Source organism: Lysobacter sp. OAE881, from assembly GCF_040546665.1.
GTDB lineage: Bacteria > Pseudomonadota > Gammaproteobacteria > Xanthomonadales > Xanthomonadaceae > Lysobacter_J > Lysobacter_J soli.
The window spans coordinates 3,375,994-3,399,145 of sequence record NZ_JBEPOG010000001.1 but is presented as its reverse complement, the minus strand read 5'-3'; the positions used below and the strand labels follow the sequence as shown (position 1 = coordinate 3,399,145).

Genomic DNA, 23,152 nt, shown 5'->3' with positions numbered 1-23,152 from the left:
CGCGGAGTTTACGGTGCGACATCCGCCCATGCAGGCGCGGCGCGCCATTCTAGTTTCCGTGACGGCCCCGCGCCGGCATGGTTTCGGCGGCAACCACATTCCATCCAATCATCACCAGACATCAAAACCTCATCAAAGGAACCGTTGCAGTGGCGGAAGCGAATCGCTGGGTAGTACTCAAGTTCGGCGGCACCTCGGTGTCCCGCCGGAACCGTTGGGACACCATCGGGCGCCTCGCCGGAAAACGCATGGCCGATGAGGGCGTCCGTGTGCTGGTCGTGGTCTCCGCGCTGTCGGGCGTGACCAACGAGCTGCAGGCGATCGCCAATGGTGACGACGTCGACGCACGCATCGCCGCGCTGGTCGAACGCCATCGCGCGTTCTGCGGCGAACTCGACCTGGACGCCGACACCGTGCTCGGCGAGCGCCTCGCCGCGTTGCAGGCGCTCGGCACCGACGCGCGCGTCGCGACGCGTCCGCTCGACTGGCAGGCCGAAGTGCTCGCGCAAGGCGAGCTGCTCTCGTCCACGCTCGGCGCCGCGTACTTGCGGTCGCAGGGCCTGGATTTCGGCTGGTGCGATGCACGCGACTGGCTCGATGCGGTGTCGCTTCCAAACGCCAGCGCGTGGTCGCAGCGGTTGTCGGTGAATTGCCGACTCGACAGCGACGGTTTCGGCGAGCGTTTCTCCACGCAGCCGACGCGCGCGCTGATCACGCAGGGCTTCATCTCGCGCCATGGCGACGGCAGCACGGCGATCCTCGGCCGCGGCGGTTCGGATACGTCGGCCGCGTACTTCGGTGCGTTGCTGAAGGCGCAGCGCGTCGAGATCTGGACCGACGTCCCCGGCATGTTCAGCGCCAACCCGCGCGACGTGCCCGAAGCGCGACTGCTCACGCGTCTGCATTACGCCGAAGCGCAGGAAATCGCGACGACCGGCGCGAAGGTGCTGCATCCGCGATCGATCGCACCCTGCCGCGACGCCGGCGTGCCGATGGCGATCCTCGATACCGAACGTCCCGAACTGCCCGGCACGCGCATCGACGCGACCGCCGCGACAGTGCCGGGCGTAAAGGCGATCAGCCGCCGCAACGGCATCGTGCTGGTGTCGATGGAAAGCATCGGCATGTGGCAGCAGGTCGGCTTCCTCGCCGACGTGTTCGAACGCTTCAAGCGCCACGGTCTGTCGATCGACCTGATCGGTTCGTCGGAGACCAACGTCACCGTGTCGCTGGATCCCAGCGAGAACCTGGTCACGACGAACGTGCTCGAAGCGCTGAGCGCGGATCTCGCTGAAATTTGCCGCGTGAAGGTCATCGCGCCGTGCGCGGCGATCACGCTGGTCGGTCGCGGCATGCGTTCGTTGCTGCATAGACTGAGCGACATCTGGGCGACGTTCGGCCGCCAGCATGTGCATCTGATCTCGCAGTCGTCCAACGATCTCAACCTCACCTTCGTCATCGACGAAGCCGATGCCGAAGGCCTGCTGCCGCACCTGCATGCCGAACTCATCCGCTCGCGCGCGATGCCGGTGCGCGATGCGACGGTGTTCGGCCCGAGCTGGCGCGAGATCGCGTTTGGCGCGCCGCAGCGTGCGCCCGCGTGGTGGCGCGGCCGCCGCGAGCAGCTGCTTTCGCTCGCCGCGCACGGCACGCCGCGCTACGTCTACGACCTGGCGACGGTGCGCGATCGCGCGCGTTCGCTCAGCGCGACCAATGCGGTGGATCGCTGCTTCTACGCGATCAAGGCCAATCCGCATCCCGAGATCCTGCGCACGCTGGTCGGCGAGGGCTTCGGGCTGGAGTGCGTATCGCAGGGCGAGTTCGACCATGTGTTCGCAACGTTGCCGCACATCACGCCCAGCCGCGTGCTGTTCACGCCGAGCTTCGCGCCGCGTCGCGAATACGAGGCGGCGTTCGAGCGCGGCATCATCGTCACGCTCGACAACATCGAGGCGCTCCAGCGCTGGCCTGAAGTGTTCAAGGGCCGCACGACCTGGCTGCGCATCGACCTCGGCCATGGCGAAGGGCACCACGAAAAGGTCAAGACCGGCGGCGTCGCGGCGAAGTTCGGCCTGCCGATGACGCGCTTCGATGCGTTCGTCGAGGAGGCGCGCAAGCTCGGCATCCGCATCAGCGGCCTGCACGCGCACCTGGGCAGCGGCATCGAGGATCCGCAGCACTGGCGCGGCGTCTACGCGCACCTGGCCGGCCTGGCCGATGGCATCGGCACGATCGAGACCATCGACATCGGTGGCGGTTTGCCGATTCCGTACACGCCCGAAGCGCCGCAGTTCGACCTGCCGCTGTGGCGCGCGGGGCTGGAGGAGATCAAGGCCGCGTATCCGCGTTACGGCCTGGTCATCGAGCCGGGTCGCTACCTCGTCGCCGAAAGCGGCGCGCTGCTGCTGACCACGACGCAGGTCGTCGAGAAGGACGGCGTGCGCCGCGTCGGTTGCGACGGCGGCATGAACGCACTGATGCGCCCGGCGATGTACGAGGCGTACCACGGCATCTTCAACCTGTCGCGCGACGGCGACACCGCCGTGTTCGACGTGGTCGGTCCGATCTGCGAAAGCAGCGACGTGATCGGCCGCGGCCGCACGCTGCCGGCCGATACCGCCGAGGGCGACGTGATCCTGGTCGCCGACGCCGGCGCATACGGCATGGCGATGGCCAACACCTACAACCTGCGGGCCCTTCCGGCCGAGGAAGCAATCGAATGAGTGAGTGGAAATTCAACCGCGACGCCGTCGGCGCGTTCCGTTTCGTGCGCTGCGGATTCGACGCGGACACGGGCGTCGCGCAGCTGGTGTACGCCTTCGACGACGGCCCGGAAATGATCGAGACGATCACCGTGCCGGGCGCGCCGTTCGCGCTCGATGCCGAGCGTTCGGCCGCCGCCGAACGCGCGCTGCGCCTGCTGCACCTGATCGCCGGCGTGAGCTACTACAAGGCCGCGGTGCCGTCGGGGATCCGCATCGACTCGTATGCGATAGATGCCGACACCGCCGCGCTGCTGGAGCTGATCTACGTCAACGGCTTGGGCGAGTTCGCGTATCGCAATGGCCTGAACCTGCACGGGAAGATCAAGTTCCCGGTCGCGGACCAGGGCGATGCGACGGCGCCGAAACTCGGCCTGCGCGAACACGCGCTCGTCGCCATCGGCGGCGGCAAGGACTCGCTGGTCAGCATCGAAGCGCTGCGCACGCTGGGCGTCGAACAGACCGTGACGTGGATCGGCGGCTCGCAGCTGATCCGCGCGTGCGCCGAACGCACGGGCCTGCCGACGCTGAACCTCGGCCGCGCGCTGGCGCCGCAGCTGTTCGACTACAACCGCGAAGGCGCATGGAACGGCCACATCCCGGTGACGGTGTTGAACTCGGCGATCATGGTCTTCGCCGCCGTGCTGCTGGGCGTGGACCAGGTCGTGTTCTCGAACGAACGCTCGGCCAGCTACGGCAGCGTCATCGAAGGCACGGGCGAAGTGAACCACCAGTGGTCGAAGGGCTGGGAGTGCGAACGCGCATTCGGCGAATACGTGCAGCGCCACGTCGCCGCGGACCTGCACTACTACTCGCTGCTGCGCCCGCTCAGCGAGCTCGCCGTCGCGCGACAGTTCGCGAAGACCGACCGCTACGACGCGCACTTCAGCAGCTGCAACCGCAACTTCCATATTCTCGGCGAGCGTCCGGCGAGTCGCTGGTGCGGCGTGTGCCCGAAGTGCCACTTCGTGTTCCTCGCGCTCGCGCCGTTCATGCCGAAGCCGCGCCTGATGGGCATTTTCGGCCGCAACCTGCTCGACGATCCGGCGCAGATCCCCGGCTTCGATGCGCTGCTGGAATACCAGAACCACAAGCCATTTGAATGCGTGGGCGAAGGGCGCGAATCGCGTGCGGCGATGGCCGCGCTGGCCGACCGCCCGGAATGGCGCGAAGACGCGCTGGTCGACCGCTTCGCGCACGAGATCCGCCCGCAGCTGGACGCGCAGGAACTCGGTATCGAACCGCTGCTCGTGATCGACGACGAACACCGCATCCCGGCCTCGCTGTGGGAACGCCTGCGTGCGCAGTTCGCCGCCTGACATCGCCTCGCTCGACGGTCGAAAGGTCGCGCTCTGGGGCTGGGGACGCGAAGGGCGCGCGGCGTATCGCGCGATGCGCGCGCGGCTGCCGTCGCTGCCGCTGACGCTGTTCTGCTCGGCCGCCGAAGCCGCCGAAGCGGCTGCGTTGAACGACGCGAGCCTCGTCACCGAAACCGAGGCGTCCGCAGCACGGCTGTCGGCGTTCGACATCGTGGTGAAGTCGCCGGGCATCAGTCCATACAAGCCCGAGGCCGTCGCCGCGGCGGAGCAGGGCACGCGCTTCATCGGCGGCACCGCGTTGTGGTTCGCCGAGCACGCCGGTGCCGACGGTGTCGCCGCGAACACGATCTGCGTCACCGGCACGAAGGGTAAGAGCACGACGACGGCGCTGCTCGCGCACCTGCTGCGCGCCGGCGGGCATGTCACCGCGCTCGCCGGCAACATTGGCCTGCCGCTGCTGGAAGCGCTCGAGCCGGACATCGCGCCGGAATTCTGGGCGATCGAATTGTCGAGCTACCAGACGGGCGATGTCGCGCAGGCTGGCGTGCGACCGGAGATTGCGGTCGTCCTCAACATCTTCCCCGAGCATCTCGACTGGCATGGATCGCACGAGCTGTACGTCGAGGATAAGCTGAAGCTTGTCACGCAGGCGCAGCCGCGCATCGCCGTGCTCAACGCGAACGATCCGCGGCTCGCGCAGCTCGGCCCGACGTTGAGCGCAAGCGACGTCCGCTGGTTCGGGCATCGCGATGGCTGGCACCTGCGCGAGGACGATCTGTATCGCGGCGACGCGTTCGTCATGGACACGCGCGCGCTGCCGCTACCGGGTCGCCACAACCGCGGCAACCTGTGCGCGGTGCTGACGGCGATCGAGGCACTGGGTCTTGATGCGGTGCCGCTTGCGCCGCATGCCGCGAGCTTCCGGCCCCTGCCGCATCGCCTGCAGACGGTGGGCACACGCGATGGCATTACGTACGTCAACGATTCCATCAGCACGACGCCGCATGCGAGTCTCGCGGCGCTGGACTGCTTCGCGTCGCGCCGTGTCGCGATCCTCGTCGGCGGACACGATCGCGGCCTGCCGTGGGAAGACTTCGCCGACGCGATGCGCACGCATGCACCGCTGGCGATCGTCACGATGGGCCAGAACGGGCCGCGCATACACGCGCTGCTGGAGCCGGTCGCGGCGCAGGCGGACTTTGTGCTTGGTGCAGCGGTCGATCTGGCCGACGCGATGGCGCAGGCGCGCGAGGCGCTGGGCGGGGAGGGCGTCGTGCTGCTGTCGCCAGGTGCGCCGAGTTTCGGCGCCTATCGCGATTACGTGGCGCGCGGGCGCCACTTCGCCGAACTCGCGGGTTTCGATCCGGAGATGATCAGTACGATCCCGGGGCTCGGCATCGCCTGAGTTCTGCTCGCGCGTGGCGTTGGGCCCACGCGCGTTGCCCGCGCGATCAGTGGTCGCGGCTCACCGCATAACGCGCCAGCCCGCGCAGTGCGAGCGTGTAGTCGTTCTCGTCCAGGCCATCGAGCGCGTGCTCGGCGGCCTGCGCGTACTCCTGCGCGCGACGACGGCTGTAATCGAGGCCGCCGGTGGCGTGGATCGCCGCCAGTACGTCGGGCATCGCCCCGGTGTCGCCGTGTTCGACCGCGTGGCGCAGGCGCGCACGCGTGGAATCGTCGCTGTGCGCGATCGCGTGGATGAGCGGCAGCGTCGCCTTGCCTTCGGCGAGGTCGTCGCCGAGGTTCTTGCCGAGCGTCGCAGCGTCGGAGGCGTAGTCGAGCACGTCGTCGGCGATCTGGAACGCGTAGCCGAGGTTCATGCCGTAGTCGTGCAACGCGTCGCACGTGGCTTCGTCCGCGTCGGCCAGCAGCGCACCGAGGCGCGTTGCGGCGGCGAACAGCACGGCGGTCTTGCGTTCGATCACGCGCAGGTAGGCGGCTTCGTCGGTGTCGGGATTGCGCACGTGCAGCAGCTGCAATACCTCGCCTTCAGCGATGCGGTTGGTCGTGTCGGCCAGGATCTGCATGACGGCCATGCGTTCCAGTTCGACCATCAGCTGGAAGCTGCGCGAGTACAGGAAATCGCCGACCAGCACGCTGGCCGCGTTGCCCCACACCGCATTGGCCGTCTTGCGGCCGCGGCGCAGATCGGATTCGTCGACGACGTCGTCGTGCAGCAGCGTCGCGGTGTGGATGAACTCCACCACCGCGGCCAGCTGGTGCGCGTGCTCGCCGACACCGCGCCCGCTGCTGCCGCCCAGCGCTCCGTTCGCCAGCAACAGCAGCATCGGTCGCAGGCGCTTGCCGCCCGCGCCGACGATGTACTCGGCGACCTGGTTGATCAGCACCACGTCCGAAGCCAGTCGGCGCCGGATCAGCGCGTCCACCGCCGCCATGTCCTGACGGGTCAGGGCCTGGATGGTGGCCAGGTCGGGGACGGCTGGGGTCGTCGTCGGACTGGGTGGCATGGGCGAACCGCGTGGGAGGGGCTCTGGATTATACGGGCGCATTCGCGGCGAGGATTTTTCGGACAGTTCCGATGGTCCCGTCCGGTGGCGGGTTCCAACCTGTGGTTTCGATTCCCGCATCGCCACCGCCACCGGAATGCCCATGAGCACACGACACAATGCCGCCGACGACGCGATATCCCCGGTGGCGGTTCCGCACTGGCCAGGGGTGCGGCACGTCGACTTGATCGAGCGCAGCCTGCGCGGCCTCAGCGGGGCAAGTCGCGAGGCGCTGCTCGATGCCGTAGCGAGGACCCTGGATCGTTACGTATCCGGAACCACGCGTCGCGTCGGGTACGCGTGCCTGGACCTCGATGTGGAGCTCGACGAAGTGCTGCGGCGTCTCGGCCCGCCACGCTCGTCGGCCCTCGCCGGAGCGATTGCCTGATGGCCGGCCGCCCCATCCGGCGCAAAAGCCAGGAGAAGGTCCTCGCACGGGAGGCGCTGGCGATGCCCGCGGCCGCGAACGACGACCCCGCCTCGTTCGAACTGCTGCGGCTCTGGGCGGTCGACCGCAGCCTGGCGATGAGCGTGTGCCCGGCCATCGAGGGCGAACCCTCGGATTTCGGCGCCTTGCTGGCCGACCTGTTCAGCCACGCCTGCGAGCGGTATGCCCTACGCACGGGGGAGCCGGAATCCGACATCCGGGCCAGCATGTTCCTCGCCTTCGCCTGCCGCTTCGGCGACCTGACGCGCATGTGATTCCCCACGGCCGCGTCCCGGTTTCGCCTCGGTGGCGGACGACGGGCGGCTGTTATGATGCTTCCCCTGCCGGCACGCCCGCATCGCGCTTTCGTGCCCGGCCTCCAGACGAAGCACACATAAGAGGGGAAGGCACTCCCATGGCACGCGGCATCAACAAGGTGATCCTGGTCGGCAACCTGGGCGACGATCCCGAAACCAAGTACACCCAGGGCGGCATGGCCGTCACCAAGGCGCGCCTGGCGACGACCAGCGTGCGCAAGGACCGCGACGGCAACACCCAGGAGCGCACCGAGTGGCACCGGGTGACCTTCTTCGGAAAGCTCGGCGAGATCGCCGGCGAATACCTGCGCAAGGGCAGCCAGGTCTACGTCGAAGGCTCGATCCGCTACGACAAGTACACCGGCCAGGACGGCGTGGAGCGCTACTCCACCGACATCATCGCCGACGAGATGCAGATGCTCGGCGGTCGTCCGGGCGGCGAGGGTGGCGGCGGCAGCCGCAGCGAATACCGCGGCGGTGGCGGTGGCGAGCGTTCGTCGCGTCCGCCGGCGCGCCAGGAATCAGCCCCTCGTCGTGAGGCGCCCCCGGCCAAGTCGAGCAGCTTCAACGACGACTTCGCGGACGACGACATTCCGTTCTGAGCCACCTCGTTTTTTTGCGCTTTTGGGATTTGAAAGGAGTTTCAGTGGCTACGTGGATAGTGACAGGCGGCGCCGGCTTCATCGGCGGCAACTTCGTGCTGGATGCGGTCCAGCGCAACATCAAGGTCGTGAACCTCGACGCGCTCACGTACGCGGGCAACGTCGATACGCTTGCGTCGCTGGAGAACGATCCGCGGCATGTGTTCGTCCACGGCGATATCGGTGATGCTGCGCTCGTCGAGCGATTGCTGAAGGAGCATCGCCCCGACGCCGTGATCAACTTCGCGGCGGAGAGCCACGTCGACCGGTCGATCGACGGTCCGGCGGCGTTCGTCCAGACGAACGTCGTGGGAACGCTCAGCCTGCTGGAGAAGACGCGCGACTACTGGAAATCGCTCGATGCCGCCGGCCGCGATGCCTTCCGCTTCCTGCACGTTTCGACGGACGAGGTTTACGGCACGCTCGGCGAGACCGGCAAGTTCACCGAGGAAACACCGTACGCACCGAATTCGCCGTACTCGGCGTCCAAGGCGGCGTCGGATCATCTGGTGCGCGCGTTCCACCACACCTATGGCTTGCCGGTGCTGACGACGAACTGCTCGAACAATTACGGGCAGTACCAGTTTCCCGAAAAGCTCATTCCGCTGATCATCGCGCGTGCGCTGGCCGGCGAGCCGCTGCCGGTGTACGGCGATGGCCGGAACGTGCGCGACTGGCTCTACGTCGGCGATCACTGCGCGGCGATCCGCCGCGTCCTGGAAGCCGGTCGCATCGGCGAGACCTACAACGTCGGTGGTGATGCCGAGCGCCAGAACCTCGAGGTCGTGCAGACGATCTGCCGTCTGCTGGACGAGCGGCAGCCGCTTGCCGATGGTCGCGCGCGCGAGTCCCTGATCACCTTCGTCGCCGATCGCCCCGGACACGATCGCCGTTACGCCATCGACGCCTCCAAGCTCAAGGGCGAACTGGGATGGGCGCCGACGGTGACTTTCGAACAGGGAATCGCGCTCACCGTGGACTGGTACCTGCAGAACCAACCCTGGGTGAAGCGTGTGTTGGACGGCAGCTATCGACTCGAGCGCATCGGACAAGGCTAAGGAAGGCACATGGACCGTAAAGGCATCATCCTGGCGGGTGGTAGCGGCACGCGCCTCTACCCCATCACCAAGGGCATCAGCAAACAGCTGCTGCCGGTGTACGACAAGCCGATGATCTACTACCCGCTGAGCGTGCTCATGCTCGCCGGCATCCGGGAAGTCCTGGTTATCAACACGCCGCACGAGCAGGCCCTGTTCAAGGCGCTGCTCGGCGATGGTTCGCAATGGGGCATGCGCATCGAGTATGCCGTGCAGCCCAGCCCGGACGGCCTTGCACAGGCGTACCTGATCGGCCGCGAGTTCCTCGCGGGCGGACCGAGCTGCCTGGTGCTCGGCGACAACATCTTCCACGGTCCGGGCCTGACGGCGATGCTCAAGCGTGCCGACGAACGGCCGTCGGGCGCGACGGTCTTCGGCTACTGGGTGCGGGATCCGGAGCGTTACGGCGTCGCCGAGTTCGACGCATCCGGAAAGGTTGTTGGCCTGGAAGAAAAGCCGTCCGTGCCGCGCTCCAACTACGCGGTCACCGGCCTGTATTTCTACGACGGACGTGCGAGCGACTTCGCCGCCGAACTGAAGCCTTCACCGCGCGGCGAACTCGAGATCACCGATCTCAACCGCCGTTACCTCGACGAAGGCTCGCTGCACCTCGAGCAGCTCGGCCGCGGTTACGCGTGGCTGGACACGGGCACGCACCAGTCGCTGCTGGAGGCGTCGAACTACATCGAGACCATCGAGGCACGGCAGGGGCTGCGCGTCTGCTGCCCCGAGGAAATTGCCTGGAACAACGGCTGGATCACGGCCGGACAGCTCAACGAACTCGCGCGCCCGCTCGCGAAGAATGGTTACGGCGAGTACCTGATGAGTCTGGCCGAACGGGGGCCGGTGCCGTGAAGATCATCGAGACCGATCTGCCGGGCTGCGTGGTGATCGAGCCGCGCGTGTTCGGCGACGACCGCGGCTTCTTCTTCGAGTCCTTCAACCTCGACAAGCTCGGCGATGCCGGGATCAAGCCGACGTTCGTGCAGGGCAACGTGTCCTCGTCGCGTCGCGGCGTGCTGCGTGGCCTGCATTACCAGTGGCCCAAGCCGCAGGGCAAATACGTGTCGGTGGTCGAGGGCGAGGTCTGGGACGTGGCGGTGGATATCCGACGCGGATCGCCGACGTTCGGCCGCTGGACCGCGGTGCTGCTCAATGCTGAAAACAAGCGCCACTTCTGGATTCCCGAAGGCTTCGCGCACGGCTTCGTGACGCTCAGCGAACGCGCGGTGTTCACGTACTTGTGCACGGAAACCTACGACGCGTCGGCCGATGCCGCCGTTCGCTGGAACGACGCGACGCTGGGCATCGACTGGCCCATGTCCGATGTGACCCTGTCCGACAAGGACGCGCGCGCGCCGTTCCTGGACGAGATCCCGGAAGACCGCATGCCGGTGTACGTCCCATGAGGCAGGCGTCGTGAAGCTGCTGCTGGTAGGCGCGAACGGACAGGTTGGCGATGCGCTTCGGCGCAGTCTCGCTCCGCTGGGCGAAGTGATCGCGACGACGCGAAACGGGCGCCTCGACGATGAGACGAGCTGCGAAGCGCTCGACCTCGGCGATCTGGACGCCATCGCGTCGCTGGTCGCGCGCGTGCATCCTGACGTAATCGTCAACGCCGCGGCCTACACCGCGGTCGATCGTGCCGAGGACGACGTCGAGGCCGCTTTCCGCATCAACGCCCTGGCGCCGGGCCGCCTCGCGGAAGCCGCCGTCGCATGCGGCGCGTCGCTGGTTCATTACTCGACCGACTACGTGTTCGACGGCCGCGGTTCGCGTCCCTATCGCGACGACGACACAACCGACCCGCTGGGCGTCTACGGGCGCAGCAAGCTCGATGGCGAACTCGCGATCACCGGCAGCGGTGCACGACATCTGATCCTTCGGACCGCCTGGGTGTACGGCCTGCACGGTCACAATTTCCTGCGCACGATGCTGCGTGTCGGCGCCGAGCGCGACGAACTGCGCGTCGTCGCCGACCAGCGCGGCTGTCCGACGCCTGCATGGCTCATCGCCGATGTGACGGCGGCCGTGCTGCGCAAGGGTATTGCCGAGTCTGGCATCCGCCATCTCGTCGCCAGTGGTGAGACCACATGGCACGGCTTCGCCGAGGCGATTTTCGATGAAGCGTCGGAGCGTGGCCTGATTGCCCGCCGTCCGACCGTAATCCCCATCGCCACCGCCGATTACCCGACCCGCGCGGTCCGCCCCGCGTATTCGGTGCTCGATACCACGCGTCTGCGCGACGAATACGCCCTGGAGTTGCCCCACTGGCGCGACGCGCTGGCACGAACGCTGGCCTGACGCTCTACGCGTCCCACCCGCTCGTCCGGCGCTGCCTCGCGCGGTAGTCTTGTGTCGTCGCCTGGCGGGGAGCCCGGCGACCCACACTAGGGAAGGGGACAATGAAGAAGCTTCTGCTTGCCGCCGCTTTCGCGGCGCTGTCGTCCAATGCCGTCGCGGGCGGCGTCGACGTGTCGGCCTACGTCCGCAGGGACCAGTTCACCGATCTGAAGATCTCGCCAGGGGGACAGTATCTGGCCGCGACGATTCCGATGGAGGATCGAAGCGTCCTGGCCGTGATCGAACGCGGCACGAACAAACTCACCGGCACGTTCAAGATGCCGCGTGACAATTACATCGCCGATTTCGAATGGGTGGGCCCCGAGCGCGTGGTGCTGAGCGCTGCCGAGAAGTTCGGCTCGCTCGACGAGCCGCAGCTTACCGGCGAACTGTTCGCGATGAACGCCGATGGCGGCAAGGCCGAGATGCTGGTCGGGTACCGCACGCAGGACGGCGGGCTGGGCACCACGATCAAGCCGAAGAAGGGTAACGACCGCATCTGGGCGTACCTGATCCCGACGCCGGTCGGCGATGGCCGTTCGGCACTGATTTCGGCGCAACCGTACTCGGACGATCCGCATTCGAGCGCCGAGCGCATCGATGCCTTCACCGGCCGGATGAAGCGCGTGGCGATCGCACCGATGCGCAACGCCCGTTTCGCCGCGGACAACCAGGGCGTGGTGCGTTTCACGTGGGGCTCCAACTCCGACAACATCCGCCATCTCTACTACCGCACGGGCGATGGGGCCGAGTGGGACCTGCTGACCATCGAAAAGGAAGGCCTGTTCGAAGTGCCGATCGGCTTTTCGGCCGACGACCAGACGGTGTTTCTGCAGGTCGAGCAGGCGCGCGGCCCCGATGCGATCGTCGCGATGGACCTGGCTACCCGGAAGCGCACGCAGGTCCTGCGCGACGAGAAGGCAGACCCGTCGCGCATCATCTACCGCAACAACACCCGCGTGCCGATCGGCGCCTACTTCGCCGACGGCCGTCCGCATTCGGCCTTCTTCGACAAGGAGGCGCCCGAGGCGCGCCTGCAGAAGAGCCTGGAAGCCGCGTTCGCGGGGCAGGGCGTGGTGATCACGTCGCAGACGAACGACGGCGCGCTTGCGCTGGTGCAGGTCTTCAGCGACCAGAACCCGGGCGATTTCTACCTCTTCGATACGCAAGCGAAGAAGGCCGCGCACGTGCTCGCCAAGCGCGAGTGGTTCGATCCTGAGAAGCAGGCCACCGCGAAGCCGATCGAATTCAAGGCGCGCGACGGGATGACGCTGCACGGCTTCCTCACCACGCCCAACGGCAGCAACGGCAGGAACCTTCCGCTGGTGGTGATGCCGCACGGCGGCCCGATCGACGTGCAGGATTACTGGGGCTTCGATTCGGACGCGCAGTTGCTCTCGGCGGCGGGCTACGCGGTGCTGCAGGTCAACTATCGCGGCTCGTCCGGCTACGGCAAGTCCTACATCAGCGCCGGGGCGAAAGAGTGGGGCGGAAGGATGCAGGACGATCTCACCGATGCCACGCGCTGGGCCATCGCCGAAGGCGTCGCCGACAAGGGCCGCATCTGCCTGTACGGCGCCAGCTATGGCGGCTACGCGTCCCTGATGGGCGTGGCGAAGGAGTCCGATCTCTACAAGTGTGCCGCCGGCTACGTCGGCGTGTACGACCTGCCGAAGATGATCGCCGACGACACGCGCGACAGTCGCCGTTCGGGCAACTGGCTGCGTGAATGGGTGGGCGATCCGGCGAAGCTGGGCGACGTCTCGCCGAACCGTCTGGCCGATCGCATCAAGGTCCCGGTGTTCCTCGCCGCGGGTGGCAAGGATCGCGTTGCGCCGATCGAGCACAGCCGCATGATGGAATCGGCGCTGCGCAAGGCGGGCGTTCCGGTCGAAACGCTCTACTACGACACCGAAGCGCACGGCTTCTACACCGAGGAACACAGGCAGGAGTTCTACACGCGACTGCTCGCGTTCCTCTCGCGCAGCCTCGGCGGTTCGCTGGCGGCGACGGGCAGCGCAGGCGATGCGAAGGCCGCGAAGTAGTCGTCATCGGAAACACATGAAAGCGGCGCCTCCGGGCGCCGTTTTCATTCCTGCAATCACTTGATGCCGTGCATCAGCCGCCGCAACAGTGGCGCGGCGACGAAGGCGAGCACCGCCCAGCCGATACCGATTCCCGTCATCAGCCAGAACAGGTCGGCGTACTTGTCGCCAGCGGCGGCGAAGTCCAGCGCAGTGCCTTCGGGTACGTCGATGGCGGCGAGCTTGCCGAACAGCGCGGCCAGCGTCTCCGAGAACGCCGTGGCGAGGAACCATGTGCCCATCATCAGGCTCATGACGCTTCTTACCGACAGCTGCGTCACCGCGGCGAGGCCGACCGGCGCCAGGCACATCTCGCCGATTTCCAGGACGAGATAGGCCAGCACCAGCCACCACACGCTCGCGAGTTGTCCTGTTTCGCCGGCGTGCTGCGCGGCCCACGCCATCGGCACGAAACTCAATCCGGCGAACAACAGTCCCAGCGCGGATTTCGCCGGCTTCGACGGATCCAGTCCGCGACGGTCGAGTCCGTCCCACAGCCGCGCGAACACCGGCGCGAGCAACACCAGGAACAATGCGCCGAGGTACGTCAGCGATCCCGCCGTCTGCGGCAGCACGACGCAGTCGCGCAGCAGGAAGACGAGCATCAGCACGATCGCGCCGGCGAACAGCAGCTTCGGCATCGACGAGGCTGGCCTGCGATCTGACAGCGTGGCCGCCGCGACGAACGCCATCGGCGCGAGCACCAGCGAGACCGTCGACCACGGCCAAGGCGTGCCTTCGCGAATGACCAGCGAGGGAAACACATCCTTCGTCAGCAGACGATCGGTGAAGGTCACCCACGAACCGTAGGTCTGCTCGTACAGCGTGAAATACACCAGCGCCATGAAGATCAGTGCCATCAGCGCGAGCATGCGGTGGCGCTGTTCGCGCGTGCAGCGCGCCTTGAGGAACCAGGCGAACCACGCCAGCACCGCGAGCATCACCAGCAACATCAGGATCAATGCGAGCGAGATCTCGCCGCCGAGCGCGAAGCGTCCATTCGCGACGGCCCACATCAGCGCCGCCAGCGGCACCAGTGCGAGCACCGCGCCGAGGTAGATCGCCCATTCGCGCGGCAGGCCGCACACGCGTTCGCGCAGGCGTGCGGGATCCGGCGGTTCGGCATGGCCGTGCAGGTACTTCTGTCCCCACAAAAACTGCGCCAGCCCGAGCAGCATGCCGATGCCCGCCGCACCGAAGCCCCACTTCCAGCCGAGCGTCTGCCCCAGATAGCCGCACACCAGCGCGGAGAACAGCGCGCCCAGGTTGATGCCGGCGTAGAACAGCGAGAAGCCCGAGTCGCGGCGCGGATCGTTTTCCGGATACAGGCGCCCGACGATGGTGGAGATGTTCGGCTTGAGGAAGCCGACGCCGACGATGATCAGCGCGAGCGAAAGGTAGAACACGCGCAGCGCGCCCTCGTCGCGCACGACGTTGCCGCCGCTGACAGTCGCGGCATGGCCTTCCACCGCCATGCCCAGATGTCCCGCGACGAGCAGCAGTCCGCCGAATACCACCGCCTTGCGCATGCCGAGATAACGATCGGCGAGCAACCCGCCGACGACCGGCAGGCAGTAGACGAGACCGCCGTAGGCGCCGAGCACGTCGAGTCCCGGCCCGTCGCCGAAGCGGTGGTGCTGGAGCAGGTAGAGCAGCAGCAGCGCCTTCATCCCGTAGAACGAAAAACGCTCCCACATCTCGGTGAAGAAGCAGACGTAGACGCCCTTGGGGTGGCCGAAGAGCTCGTCGCGCGGATCGCGGGCGACGTCGTCGACGTGGTGGTGCGGCAGTTCGATGGCGGCCACGCAGGGCTCCGCGGTGAGTCGGTCGGGAGTATAGGAGCGACGGCGGAGCGCGCCCGCGGGAAGGATCCTGCGGACTGTATCGCCTCCTCGCGCGCAGACCGGCGCAGGTTCGATCGAATGCGCGCCAGCCTGCGTAGGGGACCACCGTGCCCTCGCGGGGCAGCCACACAGCCGCGCGCTGCGACTTTCTCGCAGGCCGTGGCAGCGCGGCAGCCTCGCGAGCGGCGCGATGCCCCCGCGAAGGCGCGGGCAAGCCTGACGTGGGTGTCGTGCGGCCTTGCGAGGCTACGCCGCAGCTGTGCGAGGGTGCTCCTCTGGCCATCCGAGGCTCGCGCCGACCCGCGCGAGGGGCGCCGCGAGTCGTTCGAGGGCCGCGATGTGTCCACGCGAGGCTGCACCGGCACCCTTCGACGATCGCCCGTCGGGCTTCGCGGCCGCATCGTCATCCCGCGCGATGACGAAGGTGGCCCCAGTCGACCTGCCACGCGATACCCCCACGTATCGCTGCACCGCCGCAAATTGCCGCGTCCTGTCCATTTGCCGCGGAGTTTTTACAGGCCACGGCAGCCAATGCGATGATCCGGGACCGCTCGATCCAACCGAGTCCTCCTGGAGCTGCCGATGGCCTCGCCCGCGACGCCGCAATTGACCTTCCGAGCTGTCCTGCTGGCCGTCGTGCTGGCGGTGATCCTCTCCGCCGCCAATGCCTACCTGGGCCTGTTCGCGGGCCTCACCATCGCCACCGCCATCCCGGCGGCCGTCGTCTCCATGGGCGTGCTGCGCCTGCTCGGCGGCGGCAGCATCCTGGAGAACAACATCGTGCAGACCGGCGCCTCCGCCGGCTCGTCGATCGCCGCCGGCGTGATCTTCACGATCCCCGCGCTGATCATCATGGGCGTCTGGCCCGACTTCAAATACTGGTGGGTGGTCGGCATCGCCGGCCTCGGCGGCCTGCTCGGCGTGCTGTTCTCGGTGCCGCTCCGCCGGTCGATGATCGTCGAGGAACCGCTGCCGTTCCCCGAAGGCAAGGCCGCGGCCGAAGTGCTCAAGGCCGGCGAGAACCCCGGTCCGGGCCTGAAGATCCTCGGCGTCGCCGGCGGCCTGGGCGCGCTGGTGAAGCTCGCTGCCGAAAGCGGCCTGCGCCTGATCCCCGACAACGCCGTCGCCTCGGGCTTCATCGGCAAGTACCTGGGCTACATGGGCACGAACCTGTCGCCGGCGCTGCTGGGCGTGGGCTACATCGTCGGCCTGAACATCGGCATCGTGGTGGTGTCCGGTTCGATCCTGTCGTGGCAGTTCGCGATTCCGATCTACCACGCGTTCTTCCTCAACTCCGATCCCGCGCTCGCCGCGCAGATCGCCGGCGCGTCCGCCGCGGACGCGGGCGGCGCGATCTGGTCGGCGAAGATCCGCTACCTCGGCGTCGGCGCGATGTTGATCGGCGGCATCTGGACGCTGTTCTCGCTGCGCAATTCGCTGGCATCGGGCATCAAGAGCGGCCTTGCCGCGGCACGCAAGGGCGGCGGCCTGGCCGTTGCCGAAACCGAACGCGACCTCCCGATGAAGTGGATGCTCGTCGCGCTGGCCGTGTTCGTGATCCCGCTGTGGATGCTCTACCACGCCATCGTGCAGTCCTGGGGCGTGAGCCTGACGATGACGATCATCATGATCGTCGCAGGCTTCCTGTTCGTGTCGGTGTCGGCATACCTCGCCGGCCTGGTCGGTTCGTCGAACAATCCCGTCTCCGGCATCACGATCGCGACGATCCTGTTCGCCTCGCTCGTGCTGATGCTGCTGCTCGGCCGGGATTCGTCCATCGGCCCGGTCGCCGCGATCATGATCGGCGCGGTGGTGTGCTGCGCGGCGGCGGTCGGCGGCGACAACCTGCAGGACCTCAAAGCCGGCTACATCGTCGGCGCGACGCCGTGGAAGCAGCAGCTGATGCTCGGCATCGGCGCGTTCTCGTGCGCGCTGATCATGGCGCCGGTGCTGAACCTGCTGGCGCAGGCGTACGGCATCGGCCCGCCGACGGCCGAACATCCGAACTCGCTGTCCGCACCGCAGGCCACGCTGATGGCGTCGGTCGCCAAGGGCCTGTTCGGCGGCAAGCTGCCGTGGGACATGATCGGCATCGGTGCCGTCATCGGTGCGCTGGTCATCGCGCTGGACGAGTGGCTGAAGTCGCGCAAGGCGCACTTCCGCGTGCCGGTGCTGGCCGCGGCGATCGGCATCTACCTGCCGCTGGAACTGATGGTGCCGATCTTCCTCGGCGGCCTGCTCGCGTACATCGTCGAGCGTCGCCACGGCCTGTCGATCGACAGCGACGAAGCCGACCGCGATCGCGCGCATCGTCCGGGCACGTTGTTCGCCGCGGGCCTGATCACCGGCGAAGCGCTGACGGGCATCGCGATCGCGATTCCGATCGTCTGGTCGGGCCGCGCCGACGTGCTGTCGCTCGGCACGCACCTGGGCCCGTGGGTCGGTCTGGCCGTGCTCGCTTTCGTCGCCTGGCTGCTGTTCCGCACGAGCGTGCGCGGCGGCGGCGTCGAATCGGCGAAGCCGGCTCCCTGATCCGAACCGCGTCATCTCCGCGAAAGCGGGATCCAGCGACTTGCCCGCAATCGAGGCACTGGGTTCCCGCGTTCGCGGGAATGACGAGGCAAGCGCAACGCGCTGATCGCTCCATCTCTACATGCATTCGAGAAAACCCATGACGCCACGCCACGCCATCCTCCCGCTCGCCCTGCTGCTGGCCTGCGGTTCCACCAACGCACTGGCCGCGCGCGGCTTCGACGTTCGCGACCTTGCCTCGCTCGAACGCGTGTCCTCGCCGACGCTGTCGCCCGACGGCCGCCGCGTGGTGTTCGCCAAGCGCGTGGTCGACATGGCGGCCAACAAGTCCTCGACCGCGCTCTACATCGAAGACCTGATGGCGCGCGATGCCGCGCCGCCCAAGCGCCTCACGCCGGAAGGCTGGAACGTCAATTCGCCGGGCTTCTCGCCGGACGGAAAGACCGTCTACTTCCTCAGCGCGAAGGGCGGCTCGATGCAGCTGTACGCGATCCCCGCAGCCGGCGGCTCGCCGAAGCAGGTGACCGATCTGTCCACCGACGTCGGCGGCTACAAGCTCTCGCCCGATGGCAAGCGCGTGGCGATCAACCTTGAGACCTTCCCGGAGTGCAAGGGCGACCTGGCCTGCTCGAAGAAGAAGCTCGACGAGCGCGGCGCGCAGAAGAACACCGGCGTCGTCTTCGACCGCATGTTCATCCGCCACTGGGATGCGTGGAACGACGGCCGCCTGAACCGCCTGTTCGTCGCCAACCTCGGCGACAAGGCGGCGACGACGGCGACGCTCGTCAGCGGCGGCGTCAACGGCGACGTGCCGTCGCGTCCGTTCGGCGACGCCACCGAATACACCTGGTCGCCGGACGGTGCGTCGCTGGTCTTCAGCGCACGCATTGCCGACGCGAAGGAACCCACCTCCACCAACTTCGACTTGTACCAGGTGAGCGCCGACGGCACCGGCGCGACGAAGAACCTCACCGCGTCGAATCCGGCGTGGGACACGGGCGCAACCTTCAGCAGCGACGGCAAGACGCTGTTCTATCGCGCGATGAAGCGCCCGGGCTTCGAGGCCGACCGCTTCGGCCTGATGGCGATGGACGTCGCCACCGGTAGCACGCGCGAGATCGCGCCGAAGTGGGACCGCTCCGCCGACGGCATCACGCTGGCGAACGACGGCAAGACCATCTACACCACCGCCACCGACATGGGCGAACACCCGCTGTTCGCGGTGGACATCGCGTCGGGCGAGGCGAAGAAGCTCGTCGGCGAAGGCAGCATTTCGGCCATTGACCTGGCCGGCCCGACGCTCGCGCTGACGCGCAACACGCTCAAGACCGGCGACGTGCTGTACACCACCAGCGCCGATGCGTCCGCGCCGCTGCGCGCGATCACGCAGACCACGGGCGAGCGCCTGCCCGACGTCGCGTTCGGCGATTTCGAACAGTTCGACTTCAAGGGCTGGAACGGCGACACGGTGCACGGCTACATCGTCAAGCCGTGGAACTACGTCGAAGGCAAGAAGTATCCCGTCGCGTTCCTGATCCACGGCGGTCCGCAGGGCAGCTTCGGCAACGGCTGGAGTTATCGCTGGAATCCGCAGACGTACGCGGGCCAGGGCTACGCGGTGGTGATGATCGACTTCCACGGTTCGACCGGCTACGGCCAGGCGTTCACCGATGCGATCAGCCAGCATTGGGGCGACCGCCCGCTGGAAGACCTGCAGAAGGGTTGGGCCGCGGCGCAAGAGCAGTACGGCTTCCTCGACGGGGACAAGGCCTGCGCGCTGGGCGCGAGCTACGGCGGCTTCATGGTCAACTGGATCGCGGGCAACTGGTTCAATCGCGATGGAAGCTCGCCGTGGAAGTGCCTGGTGAGCCACGACGGCGTGTTCGACCAGCGCATGATGGGCTTCGCGACCGAAGAGCAGTGGTTCACCGACTGGGAGCAGGGCGGCAACGCCATCGACAAGGCGGCGAACTACGAGAAGTTCAACCCGGTGAACCACGTGAAGAACTGGCGCGTCCCGATGCTCGTCGTGCACGGGCAGCAGGACTTCCGCATCCCGGTCGAGCAGGGCATCGGCGTGTTCACCGCGCTGCAGCGCCAGGGGATTCCGTCGCAGTTCCTGTATTTCCCCGACGAGAACCACTGGGTGCTCAAGCCAGCCAACTCCGTGCAGTGGCACGACACGGTCAACGCGTGGCTGAAGCAGTACATCGGGCAGTAACAACCCGGTGTTGCGGAATAAGGCGGAGCCAAGTGCTCCGCCTTTTTTATTTCCGACGGTGCAGCGATTGCGCCGACGAAAACCTCTCATGGACAGGCGCCCGCTCGCTCGCGAACTTGACTCTTTCCATGTCAAGGATCGGTCCATGGCGCATCAGGCGGAAATAGGGTTCACGCTCGATATAGCGAGTCGTGCATTCGACGTCGTTCGTTTCGATCTCACCGAGGGCGTGTCGCAGTCGTTCCGGCTTGAGCTGGAGCTGTCCGCGCCCGACGACGCCGTCGACGCCAGCGCGCAACTGGACCGCAAGGCGGTGTTCGCCATCGAACGCGACGGCAGCGCAGAGCGCACCGTGGTCGGTGTGGTGACCGCTTTCGAGCAGGGCGGAACCGGATTTCGCCTGACCCGCTACAAGGCGGTGGTCGAATCGCCGCTTGCGCGGTTGGCGCTGCGGCACAACTCCCGCATCTTCCAGCAGGTCGACGTGCCGTCGATCCTCGCGACGCTGCTGGACGAGCACCGCTTGGCGGTGCCAAGGACGGCATATCAGAGCCACCACGCATCGCGCGAGTACGCGGTGCAGTACCGGGAGGACGACCGACGCTTCCTGCATCGGCTCGCGACCGAGGAAGGCATCGTCTACTGGCACCAGACCGAAGAGGGAGCCGATCGCCTCGTGTTGAACGATCGCATCGAGACCGCGCCGCGTCTGGCTGGCGACGTCCTCTATCAGTCATCGCCGGCCGGGGATGCGCCCGTACCGCATCTGTGGCGTTTCGCACATCGGCGGCAACTGGCGCCAACGCGGATCACACAACGCGACGCGACCTTCCACAATCCCCGTTACGACCTCCAGCACGAAGCCAGATCGTGGAACGCCGAACATGCGGTCGGCGACTACGAGCACTACGACTACCCCGGCCGCTACAAGGCCGATGCCGGAGGCAAGCCTTTCACCCGCGCCCGACTCTCGGGCCTGCGCAACCTTGCTGAGCACGCGCTGATCGAAGGCAACGATGCGCGCCTGTACCCGGCGCTCGCCTTCGATCTGGCCGGCCATCCGGTCGAGACGCTCAACACGCATTGGCGCGTGATCACGATGCATCACGCAGGCGAACAGAACGTGTCGCAGGAAGCCGACGGTTCCGATTCCGAACACGGCACGCGCTACCGCTACCAGGCGGTCGTGGTGCCGGCGCACTACGACTGGAAGCCGGTCCCCGCGGCACGTCCGGTCATCGACGGTCCGCAGGTCGCGCATGTGGTCGGCCCGCAAGGTGAGGAAATCCACTGCGACGAGCACGGCCGCGTGCAGGTGTGGTTTCCATGGGATCGCGAAGGCCCGCGCGAAAACGCCACCTGCTGGATTCGCGTGAGCCAGGGCTGGGCCGGCGCGATGTATGGCTTCATGGCGCTGCCGCGAATCGGACATGAGGTGATCGTCAGTTTCCTCGAAGGCGACCCGGACCAGCCGATCGTCACCGGCCGCGCGTATCACGCGGCGAACCGCCCGCCGTACGAACTGCCGCGTCACAAGACGCGGACCACCTTCAAGTCGCAGACGCACAAGGGCGAGGGCTACAACGAATTGCGGTTCGAGGACGAAGCGGGCCGTGAGGAGATCTTCGTCCACGCGCAGAAAGACCAGAACATCGTCGTCGAGCACGATGAGACGACGAAGATCGGGCACGACCGCAGTGAAGACGTGGGCAATGACGAAACCATCGCCGTCGGCCACGACCGCAAGGAGTCGGTCGGCAACGACGAGAGCCTGAGCGTCGGCCAGGATCGCCGCGAAACGCTGGGACGCGACCACGTCATCGACATCGGCCGCTCACGGCAGATCACCGTCGCGAAGGACCTGAGCGAGTCGGTCGGCAATGTCCGCGTCGAGAACACCGCATCCGATCGGTCCGCCGAGACAGGTGGGCACTACTCGCACCGCGTTGAAGGTCGCATGGATATCGAGGCCGGCGAGCGCATACACGAGCGCACGCAGACGTATCTCATCGAGGCAAGTGAACGGCTGACGCTTCGCGGACCCGGCGGGACCATCACGATCGACGACGACGGCGTAACCATCGAAGGCCTGGCGATCGACTTCAAGGGCCCGATGAATCACGTACCTGAGGGCACGGGCAACCTGTTGTCGATGCTGGGCGTACCGAAGGACGCGATCTGCCTGGAGTGCATAGCTCGCGCCGCGATGGCAGGTCTTCCGACGGTGGCCCTGTGAATCCGCTGCCCGACGAGTGGGCGCGACTGCGCGCCGCAGCGCCGCAGGCGCACGAACTGGTGTTCATCGATGGCGCCGTGCAACACGAACTGGGCGCCAAACTGGCCGAAGATGCCTCGGGCGCGCTGTCGCTGTTCGTGGGCCTGGAGCCCGAGGCGCAGGCGCTCGGACCGTGGTTGATGAGCTCGGACACCGCGCGCGGCCTTGGTATCGACGGCGCGGCGCGCGGCGTCAATTGGCTGCTCGGTCGCGTGGACCTCACCGCGGCGCATGCCCATCTGGTCCCGTGGATCGTTGCGCCGCTACCGGACGGCACGCCGCGCGGTTATGTACGCGTCGCCGATGGCCGCACGCTGCGTGCGCTGGTTTCGATCTGGCACGCGGAGCAGCGAACGGCGTTCTTCCAGCCTTGGCATGCCTGGTGCTGCGGCGACCGCGACGGACGCGCCGTGCTGCTGGATTTGCCGCAGATGAAGAACGAAGACGCCGTCGCATGGGGTGATCCGGCACTGAGCCCGGCACAGTTCGGACAACTGTGCGAAGCCAGCGTGCCCGACCAGCTGCTGCACGAGGCCAAGGGCTTGGTCGTGCCGCACGCCACGCTGTTCTCGCGAGAGCGGCGTCACGAGGCTGCCGACACGCTGATCGAGTACGCCCGCTCCATCGGCTACCACGACCTCGATGATCAATTCACCCTGTTGCAGTGGGTATTGAAGGTCGGCACCGAGGAATGCCGCCAGTTGGGTGTGCATCCCGCGGTTCGCCAACGGCTGAAAGGCGGTGACCTGTGGAATGCGCTGATCGGAGCCGACGCGGCATGAG

General features: G+C 67.1%; 17 protein-coding genes. 15 read left to right on the top strand and 2 right to left on the bottom strand.

Annotated elements, in window-relative coordinates:
* Window positions 1-149: 149 nt before the first annotated feature.
* The 3 genes from ABIE51_RS15655 to murD are packed head-to-tail and all read left to right on the top strand — an operon-like array spanning window position 150 to window position 5,486.
* Window positions 150-2,723: a bifunctional aspartate kinase/diaminopimelate decarboxylase gene (locus tag ABIE51_RS15655; RefSeq protein ID WP_354504464.1), complete on the top strand. Its 2,574-nt coding sequence runs from the start codon at window positions 150-152 to the stop codon at window positions 2,721-2,723.
* Window positions 2,720-4,081 carry a UDP-N-acetyl-alpha-D-muramoyl-L-alanyl-L-glutamate epimerase gene (murL, locus tag ABIE51_RS15650; protein ID WP_192631397.1) on the top strand — a complete coding sequence of 454 codons (1,362 nt, stop codon included), beginning with the start codon at window positions 2,720-2,722 and terminating at the stop codon, window positions 4,079-4,081. Before ABIE51_RS15655 ends, murL begins: the two co-directional genes overlap by 4 nt.
* A 1-nt stretch (window position 4,082) precedes the next feature.
* Window positions 4,083-5,486 carry a UDP-N-acetylmuramoyl-L-alanine--D-glutamate ligase gene (gene murD / locus ABIE51_RS15645; RefSeq protein WP_192631739.1) on the top strand — a complete coding sequence of 468 codons (1,404 nt, stop codon included), beginning with the start codon at window positions 4,083-4,085 and terminating at the stop codon, window positions 5,484-5,486.
* Between the two features lie 46 nt (window positions 5,487-5,532).
* On the opposite strand, the gene ABIE51_RS15640 is transcribed toward murD, so the two are convergent.
* Window positions 5,533-6,549, bottom strand: a complete 1,017-nt coding sequence (locus ABIE51_RS15640; protein ID WP_192631396.1) for a polyprenyl synthetase family protein — start codon at window positions 6,547-6,549, stop codon at window positions 5,533-5,535.
* Window positions 6,550-6,691: 142 nt separating this feature from the next.
* On the opposite strand from ABIE51_RS15640, the gene ABIE51_RS15635 reads away from it, so the two are divergent.
* The 8 genes from ABIE51_RS15635 to ABIE51_RS15600 all read left to right on the top strand — a co-directional run bounded on the left by ABIE51_RS15635 (window position 6,692) and on the right by ABIE51_RS15600 (window position 13,458).
* Window positions 6,692-6,976, top strand: coding sequence for a hypothetical protein (locus ABIE51_RS15635; RefSeq protein ID WP_192631395.1), 285 nt, complete (start codon window positions 6,692-6,694; stop codon window positions 6,974-6,976).
* Window positions 6,976-7,290, top strand: coding sequence for a DUF5076 domain-containing protein (locus ABIE51_RS15630; protein WP_115842492.1), 315 nt, complete (start codon window positions 6,976-6,978; stop codon window positions 7,288-7,290). The genes ABIE51_RS15635 and ABIE51_RS15630 overlap by 1 nt, the downstream gene beginning before the upstream one ends.
* A gap of 140 nt (window positions 7,291-7,430) precedes the next feature.
* Window positions 7,431-7,934 (top strand): single-stranded DNA-binding protein, encoded by a 504-nt coding sequence (gene ssb, locus ABIE51_RS15625; protein WP_115842491.1) that lies wholly within the window; start codon window positions 7,431-7,433, stop codon window positions 7,932-7,934.
* A 44-nt stretch (window positions 7,935-7,978) separates the two neighbouring features.
* The gene (gene rfbB / locus ABIE51_RS15620) at window positions 7,979-9,031 is read left to right on the top strand and encodes a dTDP-glucose 4,6-dehydratase (RefSeq protein WP_115842490.1); all 1,053 of its coding nucleotides are present in this window, start codon (window positions 7,979-7,981) and stop codon (window positions 9,029-9,031) included.
* A gap of 9 nt (window positions 9,032-9,040) precedes the next feature.
* Window positions 9,041-9,925: a glucose-1-phosphate thymidylyltransferase RfbA gene (gene rfbA / locus ABIE51_RS15615; RefSeq protein WP_192631394.1), complete on the top strand. Its 885-nt coding sequence runs from the start codon at window positions 9,041-9,043 to the stop codon at window positions 9,923-9,925.
* Complete coding sequence (rfbC, locus tag ABIE51_RS15610) at window positions 9,922-10,479, top strand: dTDP-4-dehydrorhamnose 3,5-epimerase (protein ID WP_157030899.1); 558 nt, start codon at window positions 9,922-9,924, stop codon at window positions 10,477-10,479. The genes rfbA and rfbC overlap by 4 nt, the downstream gene beginning before the upstream one ends.
* A gap of 10 nt (window positions 10,480-10,489) precedes the next feature.
* On the top strand, window positions 10,490-11,374 hold the full coding sequence (rfbD, locus tag ABIE51_RS15605; RefSeq protein ID WP_192631393.1) for a dTDP-4-dehydrorhamnose reductase: 885 nt from the start codon (window positions 10,490-10,492) through the stop codon (window positions 11,372-11,374).
* A 101-nt stretch (window positions 11,375-11,475) separates the two neighbouring features.
* A complete protein-coding gene (locus tag ABIE51_RS15600) occupies window positions 11,476-13,458 on the top strand; it encodes an alpha/beta hydrolase family protein (RefSeq protein WP_192631392.1) in 1,983 nt (660 codons plus the stop codon).
* 56 nt (window positions 13,459-13,514) lie between these two features.
* Here ABIE51_RS15600 and ABIE51_RS15595 read toward each other — a convergent pair whose 3' ends face one another.
* On the bottom strand, window positions 13,515-15,293 hold the full coding sequence (locus ABIE51_RS15595; protein WP_354504894.1) for a peptide MFS transporter: 1,779 nt from the start codon (window positions 15,291-15,293) through the stop codon (window positions 13,515-13,517).
* A 630-nt stretch (window positions 15,294-15,923) separates the two neighbouring features.
* Between ABIE51_RS15595 and ABIE51_RS15590 the strand changes: the two genes are divergently transcribed.
* The 4 genes from ABIE51_RS15590 (at window position 15,924) to ABIE51_RS15575 (ending at window position 23,151) form a co-directional block, all read left to right on the top strand.
* The gene (locus ABIE51_RS15590) at window positions 15,924-17,873 is read left to right on the top strand and encodes an OPT family oligopeptide transporter (protein ID WP_192631391.1); all 1,950 of its coding nucleotides are present in this window, start codon (window positions 15,924-15,926) and stop codon (window positions 17,871-17,873) included.
* Window positions 17,874-18,012: 139 nt separating this feature from the next.
* Complete coding sequence (locus ABIE51_RS15585; protein ID WP_192631390.1) at window positions 18,013-20,094, top strand: S9 family peptidase; 2,082 nt, start codon at window positions 18,013-18,015, stop codon at window positions 20,092-20,094.
* A 145-nt stretch (window positions 20,095-20,239) separates the two neighbouring features.
* The gene (locus ABIE51_RS15580; protein WP_192631389.1) at window positions 20,240-22,330 is read left to right on the top strand and encodes a type VI secretion system Vgr family protein; all 2,091 of its coding nucleotides are present in this window, start codon (window positions 20,240-20,242) and stop codon (window positions 22,328-22,330) included.
* Window positions 22,327-23,151 carry a DUF4123 domain-containing protein gene (locus tag ABIE51_RS15575; protein WP_192631388.1) on the top strand — a complete coding sequence of 275 codons (825 nt, stop codon included), beginning with the start codon at window positions 22,327-22,329 and terminating at the stop codon, window positions 23,149-23,151. Before ABIE51_RS15580 ends, ABIE51_RS15575 begins: the two co-directional genes overlap by 4 nt.
* Window position 23,152: the final 1 nt, after the last annotated feature.